This is a genomic window from Mycolicibacterium canariasense, from assembly GCF_002101555.1.
Classification (GTDB): domain Bacteria; phylum Actinomycetota; class Actinomycetes; order Mycobacteriales; family Mycobacteriaceae; genus Mycobacterium; species Mycobacterium canariasense.
Genome location: NZ_LQOL01000070.1, coordinates 1 through 15,294, shown reverse-complemented (window position 1 = coordinate 15,294; position 15,294 = coordinate 1). Strand labels below are relative to the sequence as shown.

The window sequence follows — 15,294 nt, the reverse complement described above, 5'->3', positions numbered from 1 at the left end:
CGGCATCCTGCCGCACCCCACAGCCCACGTTCACCGCCGGATGCCCTTTCGGCGTTCTACCCCCTTCACTGAAAGGACGTTCAGCTATGCCTGATTTGCGACCGCTGACCGGCGGCTCTTGGCAGGGCGCCGGCCTCAATGACCGTGCACCCGAGTTCCTGCGCCGCGGTAAGGCCAAGGCCGCGCAGGTGCGTGACGCCCGCGGCGCCGCCACCGACATTTCCCCGCACAACGCGGATGGGTCGGTGCGTTGGTCTCCGTTCGCGCAGGACAACACTCTCCGCCTGGATTTGGTGGCCCGCCGCAAGGTCGGTGGCATCTATCAGACCGTCACCACCGCCAATGAAGGGTTCTTCGGGACGGGTGCGTTCAAGGAGGGTGACGGCCCGTCGCAGGAGCCGAAGATCACCCAGGACCGGTTCATGATCGAACAGTCCAACAGCCCCTACGACACTGAGTTGACGGAGGAGACGGAGCCGTTCAGCTTCACCATGGTTGATACCGCGGATCCGGTGTATCAGCGGCTGCGGAACAACCTTCCCCTGTATGACCAGAACGGCAACAGCCTTGTGGAGGATCCGGGCTGGACGTCGGCGGGTTATGGGCGGCTGCTCAATGGTGTGAACCCGGGACGGCAGTTCCTGTTCCTGCGGGAGCGGTTCTGGAATGGTCTGCCGGTGTGGTCGGTGACGGGTGTGGCGTTGGCCCGCCTGGACGACATCGGTTCGTCGAAGCAGGACAAGAAGGATTCCGAAGGCGCGAAGCTCACCTACCTACCGGTGGATGATGGCCGGTTCATGGCCTACCAGGATGGTGAGTTGCAGCCGGTCATCACGTACACGTGGTGGGGTGGCGCGGGGTGGACGGCGTTCGGTGGTGTGCCCGAGTTGTCGGCGACCGCCCCTACTGCGACGGCGACGGGTTCGGGTGGTGTGACGTTGTCGTTCCCGGAGCCGACCGGCCCGGGTGATCCGTGGTCCTACGACGAGGCGCCGGCTGGTGTTCAGTTCTCCACCGATGATGGCAGCACGTGGGGTTCGTTGATTGAGCCGGCCACCGTGTCCGTGTCCAGTGGGACGGTGACGTTGACCCTGACTGGTATCGCGACGGGCTCGAAGAAGTTCCGGGCGAACGTGAAGGGCACCAACGGTGCTGTGGGTACGACCCCGAACTCGAACGCGGTGACCGTCACCTAAAAAATCTCCTGCCGGGGTGGGCGTCGGGCTGTCGCCCACCCCGGCAGGGCACCAACTCCGCAGCCCGAAACCAGCCCGGAAGGAACAGCCCAACATGTCTGAAACTGAAGACCGCGCCCTCAGCCCCGAGAAGGCCGCCGCGCAGGCCGCCGAATTCCTCGGCGTATTCGCCGGAGTCGACTTCGACCTCGGCGGCGGGAAGACGTGGCGCCTCCCCAACCCGAGCTACATGCCCCGAGACATGAAGCGCCGATACAACGAACACCTGCGCTTCATGAATAAGGATCTCCAAAAAGAGGAGATCGCCGATCCGGTCACCGGTAAGAAGCGTGAGCAGACCATCTGGCCGCTGCAGTACAACGACCAATTGATCGACGAAGACGAATTACTGTGCGTCGCTTTGATGGATGACAGCGATGATGCCGGCGTCGCCGCCCGCACCGCGTACCTGAAGGACGGCACGCTTCCGGACGTCTACGAGCAGTTCCTCAAGGCTGGTGGTGTCGCGGGTCAGGTGCAGGTGCACTGGCGGGTGATGAGCCTCCAGATGGAGGAGCGCGTCAAGCGCGACCCCTTTCGTAACTGAGGCACTGTGGGTTTGGGTGCGCTGGCCCGACATCATCGAAAACGACCTGCTGGAACACAAAAACCTCGACATCGGGCTCTGGCACACCCTGGCAATCAACCCACTCACCGGCGGCCCGTATCTGTCGTCCCGACGGCTGCTGAACCTGCTGGAGCACATGCCCGAAGAGTCCGAGTGCAAACGCGTCATTGAGCGCGGCGGGCAGTGGGACATCAAGACCAGGATTGCCGCCCTGTCTTACAACGAGCAGGTCGATATGCGCGCGTCGTACCACGCCGCACACAGCACGGATGAGTGCGATGTGCGGTTCGACCCGAGCGAGTACTACATCGTCGACCCCGTTATAGCGGAGCTGCGCGCCGAACAGGAACAAGCGGAAGCCGATATTTCGGCACAAACAGAACCCGACCTGGCCGAAGCCGGATGGATGTGAGAGGTGGTGAGCACGCATGGACCCGCTGATTCTTCTCGTTGAGCCGGAACTTGATGAGCGTGCCGCCACCGCCACCATGACGCGGGCTAAGCGGGTGTATGAGGAAGGCGCCCGCGACATTTCGCGCGTCATGCGGCAGCAGATGACCGAGGGCACCGCAGCCGCGGGTAAGGGGTTTGATGATCTCGAAACGAAAGCCCGGCGCGCGTATTTGAGCATGCAGGACGCCAGCGAGAAGGTTGCCCGCGAGGAACGCAAGCTGGATGCCGCACGCGAGAAGGGCGCCGCGAACGCGGAATCCCTTGCCCGTAAGGTTGAGCGCGCGCGGCTGGATGAAATCCAGGCCATCGAGAAGGCCACCGCGGCCTATAAGGAATATGGGCAGGCCGCCGAGAACGCCGGCCAGTCAGGTGAGCGTGCGGGCGCGGGGATTCTCGGCGGTCTACGCGGTGCCGTTTCCGGTGCTGGGCAGACCGGTGGCGATATGGCCAACGAGTTCGCGGCAGGATTCGCCAGTTCCTCGGCACTGATGCGGCTCGGCGCTAGCACAGGCCCGATTGGCCTCGCGGTGGCGGGCGTAGTCGCTATCGGCACAATGGCCGGAAAGGTACTGGCGGACAACATAGCTGCCGGCATGGACACCTTGCGCATGCAAGATCAGTTCCGGGCCAAGATCGGCCTTGATGAGGCCACCATGCGCACTTTCGGTAGCGCCGCATCGAAGGCGTGGACCAGTGGTTTCGGGCAGTCCATCCAAGACAACCTGACGTCGCTGCAGTTCGGCGTGCAGTCGGGGTTGATTAACCGGAATGCCAGCGACGCCGACCTCGCTCAATTCGCATCGCAGATGGACACGGTCAAGCAACTCGTCGATGCCGATTCGCGGGAAATCGCCGCTGGTACGCGCAACTTCGTCAAGACCGGTCTGGTGGACAACTATCAGCAGGCGTTTGACTTGATCGTTGCTGCGCAGCAAAAGGGCTTGAACATATCGAATGATCTGCTGGATACCGCTGAGGAATACGGCACCACCCTGCACGCCGTGGGGCTGAGCGGTCAGGAAGCGTTCGGGTTGATCGCGCAGATGCAGGCCGGCGGTGTCCGCAACACCGATGTCGCCGCCGATGCGTTGAAAGAGTTGTCGATCAACGTCGCTGATGGGTCGAAGTCGACAAAGCAGGCGTTCGAGGCGATGGGGTTGAACGCCGACATCTTGACGCAGAAGTTTGCTGAGGGCGGCCCTGCTGCCCGGGAAGCGTTCGGTGAAGTCCTCACAGGTCTACGGAGCCTCAGCGATCCGGTGCAACAGCAACTCGTCGGCCTGGCTTTGTATAAGACGAAGTGGGAAGACGCAAAGGTCGCGATCCAGGCTGCCAATCTGGACACAGCTGCGTCCACGATGGGGAACCTGCAGGGGAAGACGCAGGACGCCACCACGGCGCTCAATGCGCACACCGACCAGTGGGACTTGTTGGGCCGCAATATCGACAACACGATGTCGAAGTTGCAGACATGGTTGGCGGACACGTCTATCGGCAAGTTCGCAAGCCAAGGACTGCCGGGATTCTTCAACACCAATCTATTCGGCGATGCGGGGACTGCGGCGCAGGCCAAGTTGGATGCCGCCAAGGCAGCTTTGGATGCTCAGAACGCGCTGGGCACAGGGTTTGCGAATGCCGGCGATGCGCAGCGGCAACATCGTGGCACCGCATCGGGAACCCCGGATGGCGATCGCGTCCCAGTGGTCCCCATGGTTCCGGGTGCTGATCAATCGTCAGGGTCTACGTCCCTGCCGCCGGCTCCGGTGTTGCCGCTGCAGTACACCAACACGGCGGGCTTGCCTTCTGCGATCGCTAATGCCACCACGCGCCTCGATGATGCTCGGCACGAGGTAGCGGAGAAAGAAGCGCGGGTCAATCAGTTGGTTCAGTCCAACATTGCGAAGGCTGACGATATCCAGAAGGCGCGTAACGATCTCACGAAGGCCGAACAGAATCAGCAGCAGGCCGAACAAGCACTGACTGATGCCCGGGTGAGTGCCGCGAAGCAGGCGCAGAAGCAGTACGACAAGTTGTCGTCTGATCTCGACACGTTTGGCAACAAGCTCGACGCTGACTTCGGTATCTCCAAGGGCCTGGGTGGGATTGTCGAGAACTTCGTGAAGGCTGCGGGGAACATCCTGGCGGCGCCGTTCCTGCAGGCGTTGGGTCTGATTGCGAAGGCCAACCCAAACGAGGGGTCCGGGCTGATCGGTATCGCCGCCGCGAACGGGGCGTTCGGATCCCAGTACACCCCAGCGGCGATCGCAGCGACACAGAATGTGGGGACGTACAGCTATGGCGCGCAGCCCGGCGGTGGGTATCCGTCTATCGCGGCGTCAGCACTCCCGGGTGAATCGGCGAAGGATTTCGCGCATCGGGTGATGATGCCGTTCTGGCAGAGCCAAGGCTTCCAGGTCGGGGACCATCAGGCCGACCAATACGGGGAGCATCAGAACGGTGCCGTCGACATCATGGTGCCTGACCTTGCGACCGGCCAAAAAGTGTTGCAGCAGGTGCTGTCTGACCCCAACGTGTACGGGGCGATCTTCAACAACCAAACCTACGGCTACGGGCATGGTCTCACCCCGCAGGACTACACCGCAGGGCATACCGGCAATCCGACGCAGGACCACCAAGACCATGTGCATGCTTGGTATAAGCCGGGCGGCCAGGACAACATCTCCCCGCTGACTGGGGGGGCGGCGTCGAGTGGTCCGGTGCCGGTCACGGTGGTGTCCGCGCCGGGAATGCCGAGCCAGGGCTTGTCGCCGGATCAGTGGAATGCGATCGCCGGTGCGGAAGCATCCGGTAACTGGTCAGCCAACACAGGTAACGGCTTCTCGGGTGGGTTGCAGTTCGCCCCATCAACGTGGACCGGGTTCGGCGGCGGGCAGTACGCCCCGGAGGCGTGGCAGGCCACCCCGCAGCAGCAGATGGCGATCGGTGACCGCGTGTTGGCGGCGCAGGGCCCAGGTGCATGGCCGGCGACGTCCGCCGCGCACCCTGAGTGGTTCCAACCGCAACCGTATTCGTCCGGATGGGGGCCCGGCCCGCTCGCACCGCCCAGCCCGGGGACTGTGCCCACAGGCGGCGGCCCGATGGCTCCGGGGATGCCCCAGGGGCTAGGAATCTACGGCGGCGGCCCCGGTATCGGTGGCGCGGCGGCGGCGTCGTCTCCGACGATGGGTGGCGGGTTGGCGTATCCGTCTCAGGGCGGCAACAGCGGCAACATCCTCGGAGGGCTGCCGCTCGATGGCGTCATGGCGGCGACCTCAGCACTGGACATGATGGCCCCCGGTAGTAGTGCCGCGGCGAAGATCGGTATCCAGTTGGCCAACCGGACGATCGGGTACGCCGCACAGAACGCCGGCATCGCGGCCAGCGGGCTGATGGAGACGTTCTCCATCGGCGATAACCCGCGCGGCAGCATCGGCAACTCGTGGCTGGGCAAGCTGGCTGGTGGACTCGCAGGCGCCGCCCCAGCATTGCCGAACCTGGCGGGCGGTAAGAAGCCTCCCGGCCCGATGGAACAGGCCACCGGTGGCCAACAGCAGGGCGGAAACGTAGACAACTCTCAGGTCAACAACATCACCCTGCAGCCACCAAAGGATACGAGCGCCAACACACAGGCCGCGATGGTGGCTGAGCAGACCCGCATGTACGCACCAGCAGGCCGCCAGTGACCGCCTCCACGGTGCGGATTCCTGCGAATCCAGTGCTGCCACACGGGGCGTACTACTTTCTGAATGGTACGCATCCACGGGTTCGGTTGAAGTCGCCCGACAAGTCAGTGGTCGTGGAGATGGCTGGTGGTGGCGCCATCGCCGACAAGTACGAATCACCTGAGTGTGTGCTGATCAACGCCGCACCGAAGGGTATGGCTGGTCAGTGGAAGGTTGTTGGGCAGCAGGGCGCCCGCACCGACGGCACGACGTTCCTGTTCGCCGTCAACGATGCGATGGAAACCACCCTGCCGGTGAGGTTGATCGCCCGCGACGGCGCCCACCTCCGCCAGCTCCGGCAACTCCTCCTCGGCTGCCTGGATAAGACGAAAACGTCTGAGTTGTCGTGGTTCACACCCGAGATGGGGTTGTGGTGGGCCGACGTCCGCCACATGCGCCCCTCTGCTACCGGTTGGGATGTTGGTGGGCAGCAGCGCTCAGTGACGATGGATTTGCATCTGCAGATCGATGGCGGGTTCTGGCGCACCCTCGACCATGTTGATGAGTTCCGCCTGCCGTATGACGCGATGAAGGACAGCTTCGACGTCGATTACGTCGAAGACAAGAACATGGGCCCGAACTGGCCCCTATTCTTCTCGGGTCCGGGTGGTGGCTACCCGTACACACTGCGGGGTGCGATGCGGTGGCGTGACGACCCGGCACGGATGTTGTTCACCGCCCCACGCCAGTTCGTTGCCGGCCCGTACCGGGATTTCGACACGTCGACGGACAACCAGGTCAGCAGCATCGTGTTTGATTCGTGGCAGGAGTGGGGCGCCTCCAACGACATCTGGGGACGCATGGGCCGCACCTCTTCGGGGGAGTGGAACGGGTACGGGGTGCGGGCCCGCATCACGGGTGCGTGGATTGAGATCGCGGCGTTCAACAACTTCCATAAGACGAACATCGCGGCCGGGTTCGCATCAAACCCCTTCCCCCCGTTGCCGGGTGAAAGGTATCGGTTGGAGTGCGGTGGCCTGGATAAGGACGGCAACTTCAACCCGCGCATCTTCCGGGTCCGTAAAGGCGGGGACACCATCTTCGTTGCGAAGGACAAGGGTGGTGTGTCCGCGATGGGTGCGTCCCTGCGGGGTGTGGGGACGGGCGGTCAGGCTGCGGGGGCGTTCATCACCCAAGGAACCCCCGCATCGATTAGGGAAGTGTCGGCGGGTGATTTGACCTCCGCCGCCCCTACCGGATTCCTCACCCGGGTGAATGTGGGGGACCAGGACATGTGGGACCGCTACACCCTGTTCGGGCCGGGGACGTTTGAGATTGCATCAGGGCCGGGGTCTAAGCAGATGGTGAAGATCGGACCCCTGTTGCCGAATCAGCGGGTGCAGATCCGCACGGATGGGCAGCAGCGCCGCATCATCGACCTCACCTCCGAACCACCCACCGCGGCTGAATTGTTGGAGTACCGCAAAGCGTTGGCGGAGTTGGATTCGTACGCGCCGATTAAGAACATCGGCCCGACCCGTCAGGCGAACGCCTCCGAGTTCGGTGTCGTCCCGCCGCAGGGGAATCTGCACCGGATTATCGAGGGTTGGTTTACGCGGCCGATTCCGGCGAAGTCCCCGGGCCGGCCGGCTGAGAAGTATCAGGTGGCGTGCAAGATCACCGGCGGCAACCCGGACTCCCGGATCATTGCTGCGGGGACCCCGTTGAGGAAACTGCCGATTTAGATGGCCGCCACCATTATTGCCGCTCGGTTTGCCGAAGCGGCCAGATCAGGCTGCGCGTAAATGCTGTCAGACGACGAAATCGAGAAGTGGAAACGCGACCTCGAATCTGGTGACCGCTACCGGCAAGCCGAAGCCGCCGAGGTGTTGTCTAAGACGTTCACCGCGGACGACACCGACGTTGACCTCACCGTCTGCGACAAGCTCTGGAAAGACGTCGACAAGATCGGCGACTTCATCGAACTGACGTACACCATCCCGAGAAACCTTGCCCCTCAGGCGACGTTGACGCTGCGGGGGAATCACCATCTGGTTCCGATGTTCCGGACGTGCCGCAGGACGATGGTGGGTGTCACCATCGAAACCGCCGGGATCTATGAGGCGTTCTACGTCAAACGTCATCGGGAGAAGATGGGCGAGGACGGCGTCCTGACACACACCCTGGAACTGGTCGGCATCTTCGACATCCTCAACTACCTGGTGATTTGGCCGTCGTGGTGGAGCCCTATTCAGGCGCAACCGTTTTCGCACGCGATCTACGCAGCCCCGTTGTGTACGGCGATTGAGGCGATGGCTGCGGAGCAGGCGTTGCGGATCCAGTCTGGCATGTGGGAGTTCGTCAACAACGCTCTCTCGCTGAATCCGGATGTGCGGGCGTGGTTCGGGACAGTGCTGCAGGGGTTGAAGCGGGACGGGAAACCGTCCACGATCCTGAAAACGCCGTTGTATGTGGTGCGTACGGGGATTCTGCGGGATTCGTCGCCGCCGTATGTGAAGACCGTCCGGATGACGACGGTCGGGGAAGTCATCAAGGAGATCACCCCGGCGTATGGGGTGGATGTTCGGGTGTATCTGTGGCGTGAGGGGATGCCGCAGCCGGACAAGTGGGCGAACCTCGAAGTGCCTACGTATGTGATGACGGTGAAGGACCGCTCCCAGATTGAGGGGCCGACGAAGACGATTCTGGATTCGGCGTTGCGCGGAATCGTTGACGCGCAGGGTTCACTGTTGGGTGACACCCTGTCCCCGTTCCTGAACCCGGACGGGAAGTACGCCCCCGAAGGTTTGTACATCGCACCACGGTTGGGCATCGAATTCGTACCACCGTACGCGGTGTTGGTGACCCCGGATTTGGTGGTCACTGAGGACGGGGATGTTGTTCAGGACCGCTCAGCCCTGGTGACGTACGAGATTGTGCACTGCACCCCTCTTGGGTGGCAGCACATCATCGGTGGGAAGTCACCGAAGTGGTTGAACGACTTGATCAATGCGTTCTTCGCGTACGTCATCGACTGCATCATGATCGTCATCGGCTTCACCGGTGTGCCGAGCAATTTGTTGGACGGGTTCCTCAACGATTCGTTCCTGGCGTTCCAGCTGATTGAGCATTACGCCCGACGGAATGATGTGGGCCCGTACCACCCGGCGATTGAGGTGTTCACCTCCACCAACTCGTCTCCGTACAACTTGGAGGCGTTGTTCCAGTTCATTGCGGTGCTGTGGAACTCGCGGGGTTACACGACGGCGATTGCGACGTTCCGCGGTCAGAACGGGCCGTACAAGTTGGGGCGGGATATCTTCCCCGGCGCCCTCATGACTTTGGTGTACGCGAATCGGACGTTGATGTTCACCGATTACATCGAGTTGATCGCCGGGAAGGTGAATCGCACTACGCGTGAGTTGACGGTGCAGATGGGTGACGGGAAACCGTTGGAGCATCCGTCTGCTCAGTTGCGTCGAAATATCAGCGAGGCCATGGCGGCGATAAATGTCGTCAGCCTTGCTCCGCAGTCAGGTTAATCCAGGAGGCTTTGTGGCAGAGATTCTTTGGCGCACCGAGTACCGGGATGGTGTGCGGTGGCTGTTCTGCAACCTCGCTGAGATCGGGTTCCGGCTTGATGATGATGGTCAGGCGTCGGGCATGTATTTGGCGGTGGCCGCACCTTTGGGTGGGGTTGCATCGATGGGGAACATTCTCGCCAAAGGTGATCGGGGGTTCTCCCCGTCCATCGAGATATCGAGTTTCACCGAGTTGGATGCTGATGACCCAACCCCGGCGTCGGTCAATCTGAACTTGTTGGCGGAGGCCACGGATGTGTCGGGTCCGGTGTATGGGCTGGACATTGTGCTGCACCGCGGGGTGCAGGGTGAGTCCGGTTCGGCGGTCATCTCACCGGAGGACTACGGTGACCCGACGCTGGGTTATATCCCTGCTGTTGCTGCGGGTTTGGAGACGTTCGAGCTGGTCCCGCAGAAGGTCCCAACGATGCATTGGCCGGCGTCCGTGGACAACGTTCCCAGCGGGACAACGGCGGGGTTCACGATGACCACTATCCCGATCGCTGCCGCCCCGTACGACCGGTACGTGATCCCGTCGGGTGAGGTGCAAGTGGTTGCGGCGGGCGGCGCGACGAACCTGCGGGTGGATTTGGTTGCTCACCTAGATGAGGAGACGGGCACCAAGATTGTGGGCCGCTCCTACGGTGTCGCTGGCACGAAAGACAAGCTGTCAATGATCGGCTACCCGCCTGCGGGGACTACATCGTCGGCGACGAAGATCCTTGCAGGGCAGCCGGCGAACGTGTACTTCCGCACTGAGAAGCAAGCCGGGTCGTCGGCGTATTCGTCGGTGGCCGGTACTGGATTGTTCGGCGCGTTGACGATCCCGGCATGACCGATTACGACAGCGAGGATTGGGCGTCGACCCTCGACGCGGTTGGGCGTCCTCTTGGGCGTTCATCGGTTAAGAACACCAAGACGCCGCTGGAGACGATCGAAGACCAGCAGAAGTTCGTTCAGCAACGCAACCTGGCTGATACCGCAGTCGCTATGGGCGCGGTTGATACAGGGGAGGACTTCGACGGCGCAGGGTGGTTAGCCGACTGGGGATCCAACGTATTTTCCGGTGCGCAGAAAGCGCTGACCGCATTCACCGGTATCGACATGTCCCAGACGCCCATCGAGGTGTGGAAGGACATCACCGCTGGATTCATCCCCGCAGTGCAGGGCACCATCAACGCACTGGTGCAGGGGTTCACCGGCCTGTTCGGGTACGACTGGGACGCTTCAGATGCACAGTCTGCGGCGGAGGCGATAGCGCAGCAGCAAGCAGACACTGCGGCGGCGGTGGCTATCCTGCAGCAGTTGAACTCCGGTAACGCGCAGGGCGGCAATTCGGGGTTCGTGGACTTCACGAACATGCCTGATGCGTCATCGATGGGATCGTCGTTCTCCCAGTGGTATTCCGGTGCCGGGACGGACACCCTGGGGATCGTGTCGGGGCGGGCGCAGCTCACCCCGGGAACGTGGGATGCAGGACGGAAAGCGTACTACACGTACACGGATAAGACGACGATCACCGACCTTCAGCGCGTGAGTGTTGTGTTGTCGACGGTGCCTGGTAAGCGAACCTTCGGGCCATTCGGCAATCTTCACTCCTACGCGTACAACTACATCCGCGCCCGCGTCGCTGAGTCTGGCACCTATGCCGACGTGGACTGCGTGATGGTCATCTTCGACATTGACTCATTCGACCTCGGCTTTGTCGCCAACGGTGTCTGGACAAAGTGGATTACCGTAAGTCACAAGTTTAGGGCCGGCGCGATCTACTCCCTGGACGCTGGGACCATCGGCGGAAGCAGGCAATACAAGATACTGCTTAACGGATCTCCGGTGTATACACATAACGAGGTCGGGACACTCTCGAATCTCGGTGCTGGATACCGGAAGACAGGCGGCGGGGAAGAGTGGGTGATCGGCTCCGACGGAGCCGGTGGCAGATTCAACACCACCCCCGGCGCACTGGTCGCCTTCTACATGGCAGACAACACCCCACCCGCGATGCTGTCGTCCCTCGGCCGAGCGTTCCGCTCGTCGAGCACCCCGATCAGCATGCCTTCGGCTAGCAACTGGAATCTCTTTCCTTCCGGCTTCTTCGACACATTCGATTACGCGACAAACGATCTGGTGTGGAACGGCCCTGCCGGAACATGGACGGTCAAGCGCAAAGGGAATTACCTAGTTAGCTCCGAAATTGTGACCCAAACAACAGATATGTCCGGCTACCCAGGCCTGTACAAGAACGGGGTACAGACGGCGGCGGGAACCAGCGGTGTATCAGGCTTGGTGGTCGCTGCCCTTCCACTCGAACCCAATGACGTTCTTTCCCTTCAGTATTTCCCTGTGACCACTGGCGTGAAGGTGATGGGAGTGACATCGGGTGCCTATACCTACTTCCAGGTGATGCGCATTACGCCGGACACGGTGGAGGACATCAGCTCATGACCGACATTAACTTGCATCCGCCAGTGGACGACCCAACGTTCGGCCGCCTCCGCATCAGCCCGGACGGCGCTGTCGTCGCCGAGGAGCTGGTGGGCCAGGTAACCAGCCAGGGCACCGTATACAAACCCGGCGACTACTTCGTGTGGGTGCGCGGCCAACGCATCTACTACACAACTGCTGAACAGAATCCAGAGATTGCGTCGTGGCCGAAACTAGGGGTGGTGTAGTGAATCTCGACCCGAAAACTTTGTCTGACGAACCCGAACCGGAAGCTGAACCGCTCCCTGACGTGGATGTCACCACACCGTCTGTTGTGGTGTCGGATGAGTTCGTGGACCGGCTGTATTCCATGACTTCACAGCAGGCCACGCCAGAGTTGATCCGGGAAATCCTCGCCGCGCAGAACCTCGCCAACTCCGGGTGCGCGCAGGGAACTATCCGCCGGAATGAAGCCAACGGGGCTGTAGCGGTGAAGGTTTGCCGCGGCGGCGTCCCGATGTGGGCGGTCATTCACCCCGACGGGGGATTCAGCTTCGACACCGAACCAACGCTGCCTTGGCAGCTCGTCTCTGGAGGTAACTGACCATGGCTATCGGACCCTCCAACTGGCTGATCAATTCGCAGTGGGATGCGGCACTGACCGGAATCCCTTTCGTGGTCAATCAGCCGTACGTGCAGTTCCACTCTGCTGACCCGGGTAGTGGCGGTACGTCCAACATCATCGCGATCGACCGGCAGGCTGCGTTCTTCGAGCGTGACACTGATGGTCATTGGCGCACCGCTGGTGCGCCTTTGGAGGTGTCTGTGGATGTGGGCACCGATGTCACCATCACCCACATCAGCATCCACGACGCCTTTTCGGCCGGTAACTGGATGATCAACATGGTTGGCAACCAGCCGATCTTGGTTGTGAATGGCGACCTTCTCACGTTGTCTGACCGTATCCAGTGGACTGTGACGGACTGGGTGTCCTGATGCCAGTCACTCGCAGCGCCGTCGCTCAGCGCACCCAACTGCTGGCGGGGAACCTCACCAGCCACAACATTGATGTGTCGGTGAACGTCAACCCGAACCTCGGCACGTACGTGTACGGCATCGTTGCGTACGGGTGGACCGGTGAGCCATCCGTCGCCGGGGACACCATCAGTTGCACGTGGACCGGCGGAACCCCCATCCCACTGCTGGCAACCCCCTTGTTGTTCGGGTCGGACAAGAACCTACTCATGGGGTGGATCGTCGAAAACCCTGTCAGCGGAACGGTGGAAGCATCGCACTCGGGTATCGGGACCGGTTTGGATACCAGGTCGCGGTTCATCACCACGGGGGTGTGGGCGCAGGCCCAGCCGCTGGATTTGGACAACATCCAATCCGCGGTGGTGTCGGCGGTGGGGTCCACCAACGTGACGACATCTGGCGTCACAGTCCCGTCTATCCTCCCGGCGTCGCGGGTGATCACGGCCCACCTTGTGGGTAAGGGGAAGAAGGTCACCAACTTCACGGGCGAGAAGGTGGCGTCCGCGCCGTCACCGTCGGGTAATGGGCAGTTGTTGTTGGGGGAGACCCGCGGCGCCGAGACGGTCACCCCGACCATCACTCATAACGTGTCGACGGCATTGTGGGGGGCGTTCGGGCTGAATCTGGATCCGGCGCCGGTGGTGTTCGGTGCGACTGGTCGGCATCGCGCTGGGTCGGGTGGGTTCGGGGGGAGTGTGTACCGGTGGGCTGAGCCGCACCCGGATCGCTTCTACCGCGTGCCCGCCGTTGATAACCCATCCAATGTTCTTGTGGCGGGCAACTTTGTGCGCGCCGCCGATGGTGTGCCGATGCCGGTGTGGCCGAAAGACCCCGACGACGTCAACGACTACACCATCGATTGGTCCGAGCATCTGGCTGACGATGACTACCTGATTCACGTTGACCACACCACCTCGGGGTCGCTGCGCAAGGTCACTATGGACGGCGACCGGTCCATTGACGACACGAAATCCATGACGCAGGTGTGGATCACCGGCGGCACGGTGAACGTCAACCGTAGCGTCCGGGTGCGGGCATCAACCGCAAGGGGCCGCCGCTTCGACCGCACGTTCTGGATCGTGGGAACGACGAACTGATGCCTCTCGTTACTGGGGTTGTTGTCGACTCAACCGGGAAGAAGGACAGCCGCGACTGGAGGGTGTGGTCACCGACCTACGCCCAATCGGCCACCGGTGAAGTGGTGTCGACCCGCGTCCGCACCATCAACGTCACCGCTGGCCTGTTCCGCGCGGTGATTGATCCTGGGGTGGTGGTTCTGGAGAACCCCGATGGGAAACGTTGGACCGTCACCGTCCCCGAGACGGATATCGACCTTTGGGATTTGATTGCGCTGGCTGCGGGGTTGCCTCCAGAAACCCCGCAGGGCGCGATTCAGAATGTGGTGTGGGAGTACCTGGAAACCCACCCGATCGAAGCGGGACCTGAGGGCGATTCCGCATATGAGGTTGCCGTCGCCAATGGGTTTGTCGGCACTGAGGCTGAGTGGTTGGCTTCGCTGGTCGGCCCTCAAGGGGAACAGGGCGAGCAAGGCATTCAAGGGGAACAGGGCGTGCAAGGCCCTCCCGGTGCAGATGGCACCGGGTCCGGTGATATGACCAAAGCGGTCTATGACCCCAACAATGTTTCAGGAAATGCGTTTTCCCAGGACAACATGGTCGATGGGACGGCGAACAAGAACTACACCGCCACAGAGAAATCGAAACTCTCTGGTATTGCGAACAATGCGACCGCGAACGACACTGACGCCAACCTGAAGAACCGGGCGAACCACACCGGCACGCAACCCGCGTCCACCATCTCCGATTTCAACACTGCCGCCGATGCGCGTATCTCGGCGGCGGCGTTGCAAGCGACAAGTCAGAAGAACCAGCCCAACGGTTACGCCGGACTGGATTCCTCAGCTCTTATCCCTGCCTCGCTGCTGCCTTCGTACGTAGATGATGTTCTCGAATATGCCAACGCAGGCAGCCTCCCGGGCACTGGAGCCACAGGAAAGATCTATGTGGCGCTGGACACGGGGAAGATTTACCGCTGGTCGGGATCGGCGTATGTGGAGATCAGTCCATCGCCTGGATCTACAGACGCCGTCCCTGAGGGATCGACGAACCTTTACTACACGAATGCCAGGGCGGACGGGCGTATCGCCTCGGCCGTCGGGGTGAGTGTTCAGGGATACAACGCGAACACCACCCAGTTGGGCAACGCCACCACGGGCACGGGGTCGATTGTTCGCGCTACGAGCAATGATCAGAACCTGTGGATGACCCTCGGTGGGGCGGCATGAAAGTGGGCGCACCTTCCCGGGGATGATCTGA

13 protein-coding genes are annotated in these 15,294 nt (G+C 61.9%); all 13 read left to right on the top strand.

Translation table 11 applies throughout. The features are described from left to right. The first annotated feature begins 86 nt into the window (after positions 1-86). The 13 genes from AWB94_RS24390 to AWB94_RS35560 are packed head-to-tail and all read left to right on the top strand — an operon-like array spanning position 87 to position 15,263. Positions 87-1,196, top strand: a complete 1,110-nt coding sequence (locus tag AWB94_RS24390; RefSeq protein WP_062656659.1) for a hypothetical protein — start codon at positions 87-89, stop codon at positions 1,194-1,196. Positions 1,197-1,212: 16 nt separating this feature from the next. Then, positions 1,213-1,782 carry a hypothetical protein gene (locus AWB94_RS24385; protein WP_201029537.1) on the top strand — a complete coding sequence of 190 codons (570 nt, stop codon included), beginning with the start codon at positions 1,213-1,215 and terminating at the stop codon, positions 1,780-1,782. Between the two features lie 16 nt (positions 1,783-1,798). Then, positions 1,799-2,215: a hypothetical protein gene (locus AWB94_RS24380; RefSeq protein WP_062656657.1), complete on the top strand. Its 417-nt coding sequence runs from the start codon at positions 1,799-1,801 to the stop codon at positions 2,213-2,215. A gap of 16 nt (positions 2,216-2,231) precedes the next feature. Next, on the top strand, positions 2,232-5,939 hold the full coding sequence (locus AWB94_RS24375; protein WP_062656656.1) for a transglycosylase family protein: 3,708 nt from the start codon (positions 2,232-2,234) through the stop codon (positions 5,937-5,939). Continuing rightward, positions 5,936-7,663, top strand: a complete 1,728-nt coding sequence (locus tag AWB94_RS24370) for a DUF7257 domain-containing protein (RefSeq protein ID WP_131805269.1) — start codon at positions 5,936-5,938, stop codon at positions 7,661-7,663. Before AWB94_RS24375 ends, AWB94_RS24370 begins: the two co-directional genes overlap by 4 nt. 60 nt (positions 7,664-7,723) lie before the next feature. Then, a complete protein-coding gene (locus tag AWB94_RS24365) occupies positions 7,724-9,460 on the top strand; it encodes a Gp37-like protein (RefSeq protein WP_062656654.1) in 1,737 nt (578 codons plus the stop codon). Between the two features lie 52 nt (positions 9,461-9,512). After that, a complete protein-coding gene (locus tag AWB94_RS24360) occupies positions 9,513-10,334 on the top strand; it encodes a hypothetical protein (protein WP_062656653.1) in 822 nt (273 codons plus the stop codon). After that, the gene (locus AWB94_RS24355) at positions 10,331-11,944 is read left to right on the top strand and encodes a DUF7257 domain-containing protein (RefSeq protein ID WP_062656652.1); all 1,614 of its coding nucleotides are present in this window, start codon (positions 10,331-10,333) and stop codon (positions 11,942-11,944) included. The genes AWB94_RS24360 and AWB94_RS24355 overlap by 4 nt, the downstream gene beginning before the upstream one ends. Next, on the top strand, positions 11,941-12,171 hold the full coding sequence (locus AWB94_RS24350) for a hypothetical protein (RefSeq protein WP_131805267.1): 231 nt from the start codon (positions 11,941-11,943) through the stop codon (positions 12,169-12,171). The genes AWB94_RS24355 and AWB94_RS24350 overlap by 4 nt, the downstream gene beginning before the upstream one ends. Continuing rightward, entirely contained in the window at positions 12,171-12,527 is a 357-nt protein-coding gene (locus AWB94_RS24345) for a hypothetical protein (protein WP_131805266.1), read from the top strand. Before AWB94_RS24350 ends, AWB94_RS24345 begins: the two co-directional genes overlap by 1 nt. A 2-nt stretch (positions 12,528-12,529) precedes the next feature. After that, entirely contained in the window at positions 12,530-12,919 is a 390-nt protein-coding gene (locus AWB94_RS24340; protein ID WP_062656649.1) for a phage tail fiber protein, read from the top strand. Further along, entirely contained in the window at positions 12,919-14,055 is a 1,137-nt protein-coding gene (locus AWB94_RS35565) for a phage fiber-tail adaptor protein (RefSeq protein WP_062656648.1), read from the top strand. Before AWB94_RS24340 ends, AWB94_RS35565 begins: the two co-directional genes overlap by 1 nt. Beyond that, a complete protein-coding gene (locus tag AWB94_RS35560) occupies positions 14,055-15,263 on the top strand; it encodes a collagen-like triple helix repeat-containing protein (RefSeq protein ID WP_201029536.1) in 1,209 nt (402 codons plus the stop codon). Before AWB94_RS35565 ends, AWB94_RS35560 begins: the two co-directional genes overlap by 1 nt. Positions 15,264-15,294: the final 31 nt, after the last annotated feature.

Bases quoted from the DNA above. Each gene is read 5' to 3' on its own strand.
- AWB94_RS24350 (WP_131805267.1), top strand. From the start codon at position 11,941: ATGACCGACATTAACTTGCATCCGCCAGTGGACGACCCAACGTTCGGC.
- AWB94_RS35560 (WP_201029536.1), top strand. From the start codon at position 14,055: ATGCCTCTCGTTACTGGGGTTGTTGTCGACTCAACCGGGAAGAAGGAC.
- AWB94_RS35565 (WP_062656648.1), top strand. From the start codon at position 12,919: ATGCCAGTCACTCGCAGCGCCGTCGCTCAGCGCACCCAACTGCTGGCG.
- AWB94_RS24355 (WP_062656652.1), top strand. From the start codon at position 10,331: ATGACCGATTACGACAGCGAGGATTGGGCGTCGACCCTCGACGCGGTT.
- AWB94_RS24365 (WP_062656654.1), top strand. From the start codon at position 7,724: ATGCTGTCAGACGACGAAATCGAGAAGTGGAAACGCGACCTCGAATCT.
- AWB94_RS24390 (WP_062656659.1), top strand. From the start codon at position 87: ATGCCTGATTTGCGACCGCTGACCGGCGGCTCTTGGCAGGGCGCCGGC.
- AWB94_RS24340 (WP_062656649.1), top strand. From the start codon at position 12,530: ATGGCTATCGGACCCTCCAACTGGCTGATCAATTCGCAGTGGGATGCG.
- AWB94_RS24375 (WP_062656656.1), top strand. From the start codon at position 2,232: ATGGACCCGCTGATTCTTCTCGTTGAGCCGGAACTTGATGAGCGTGCC.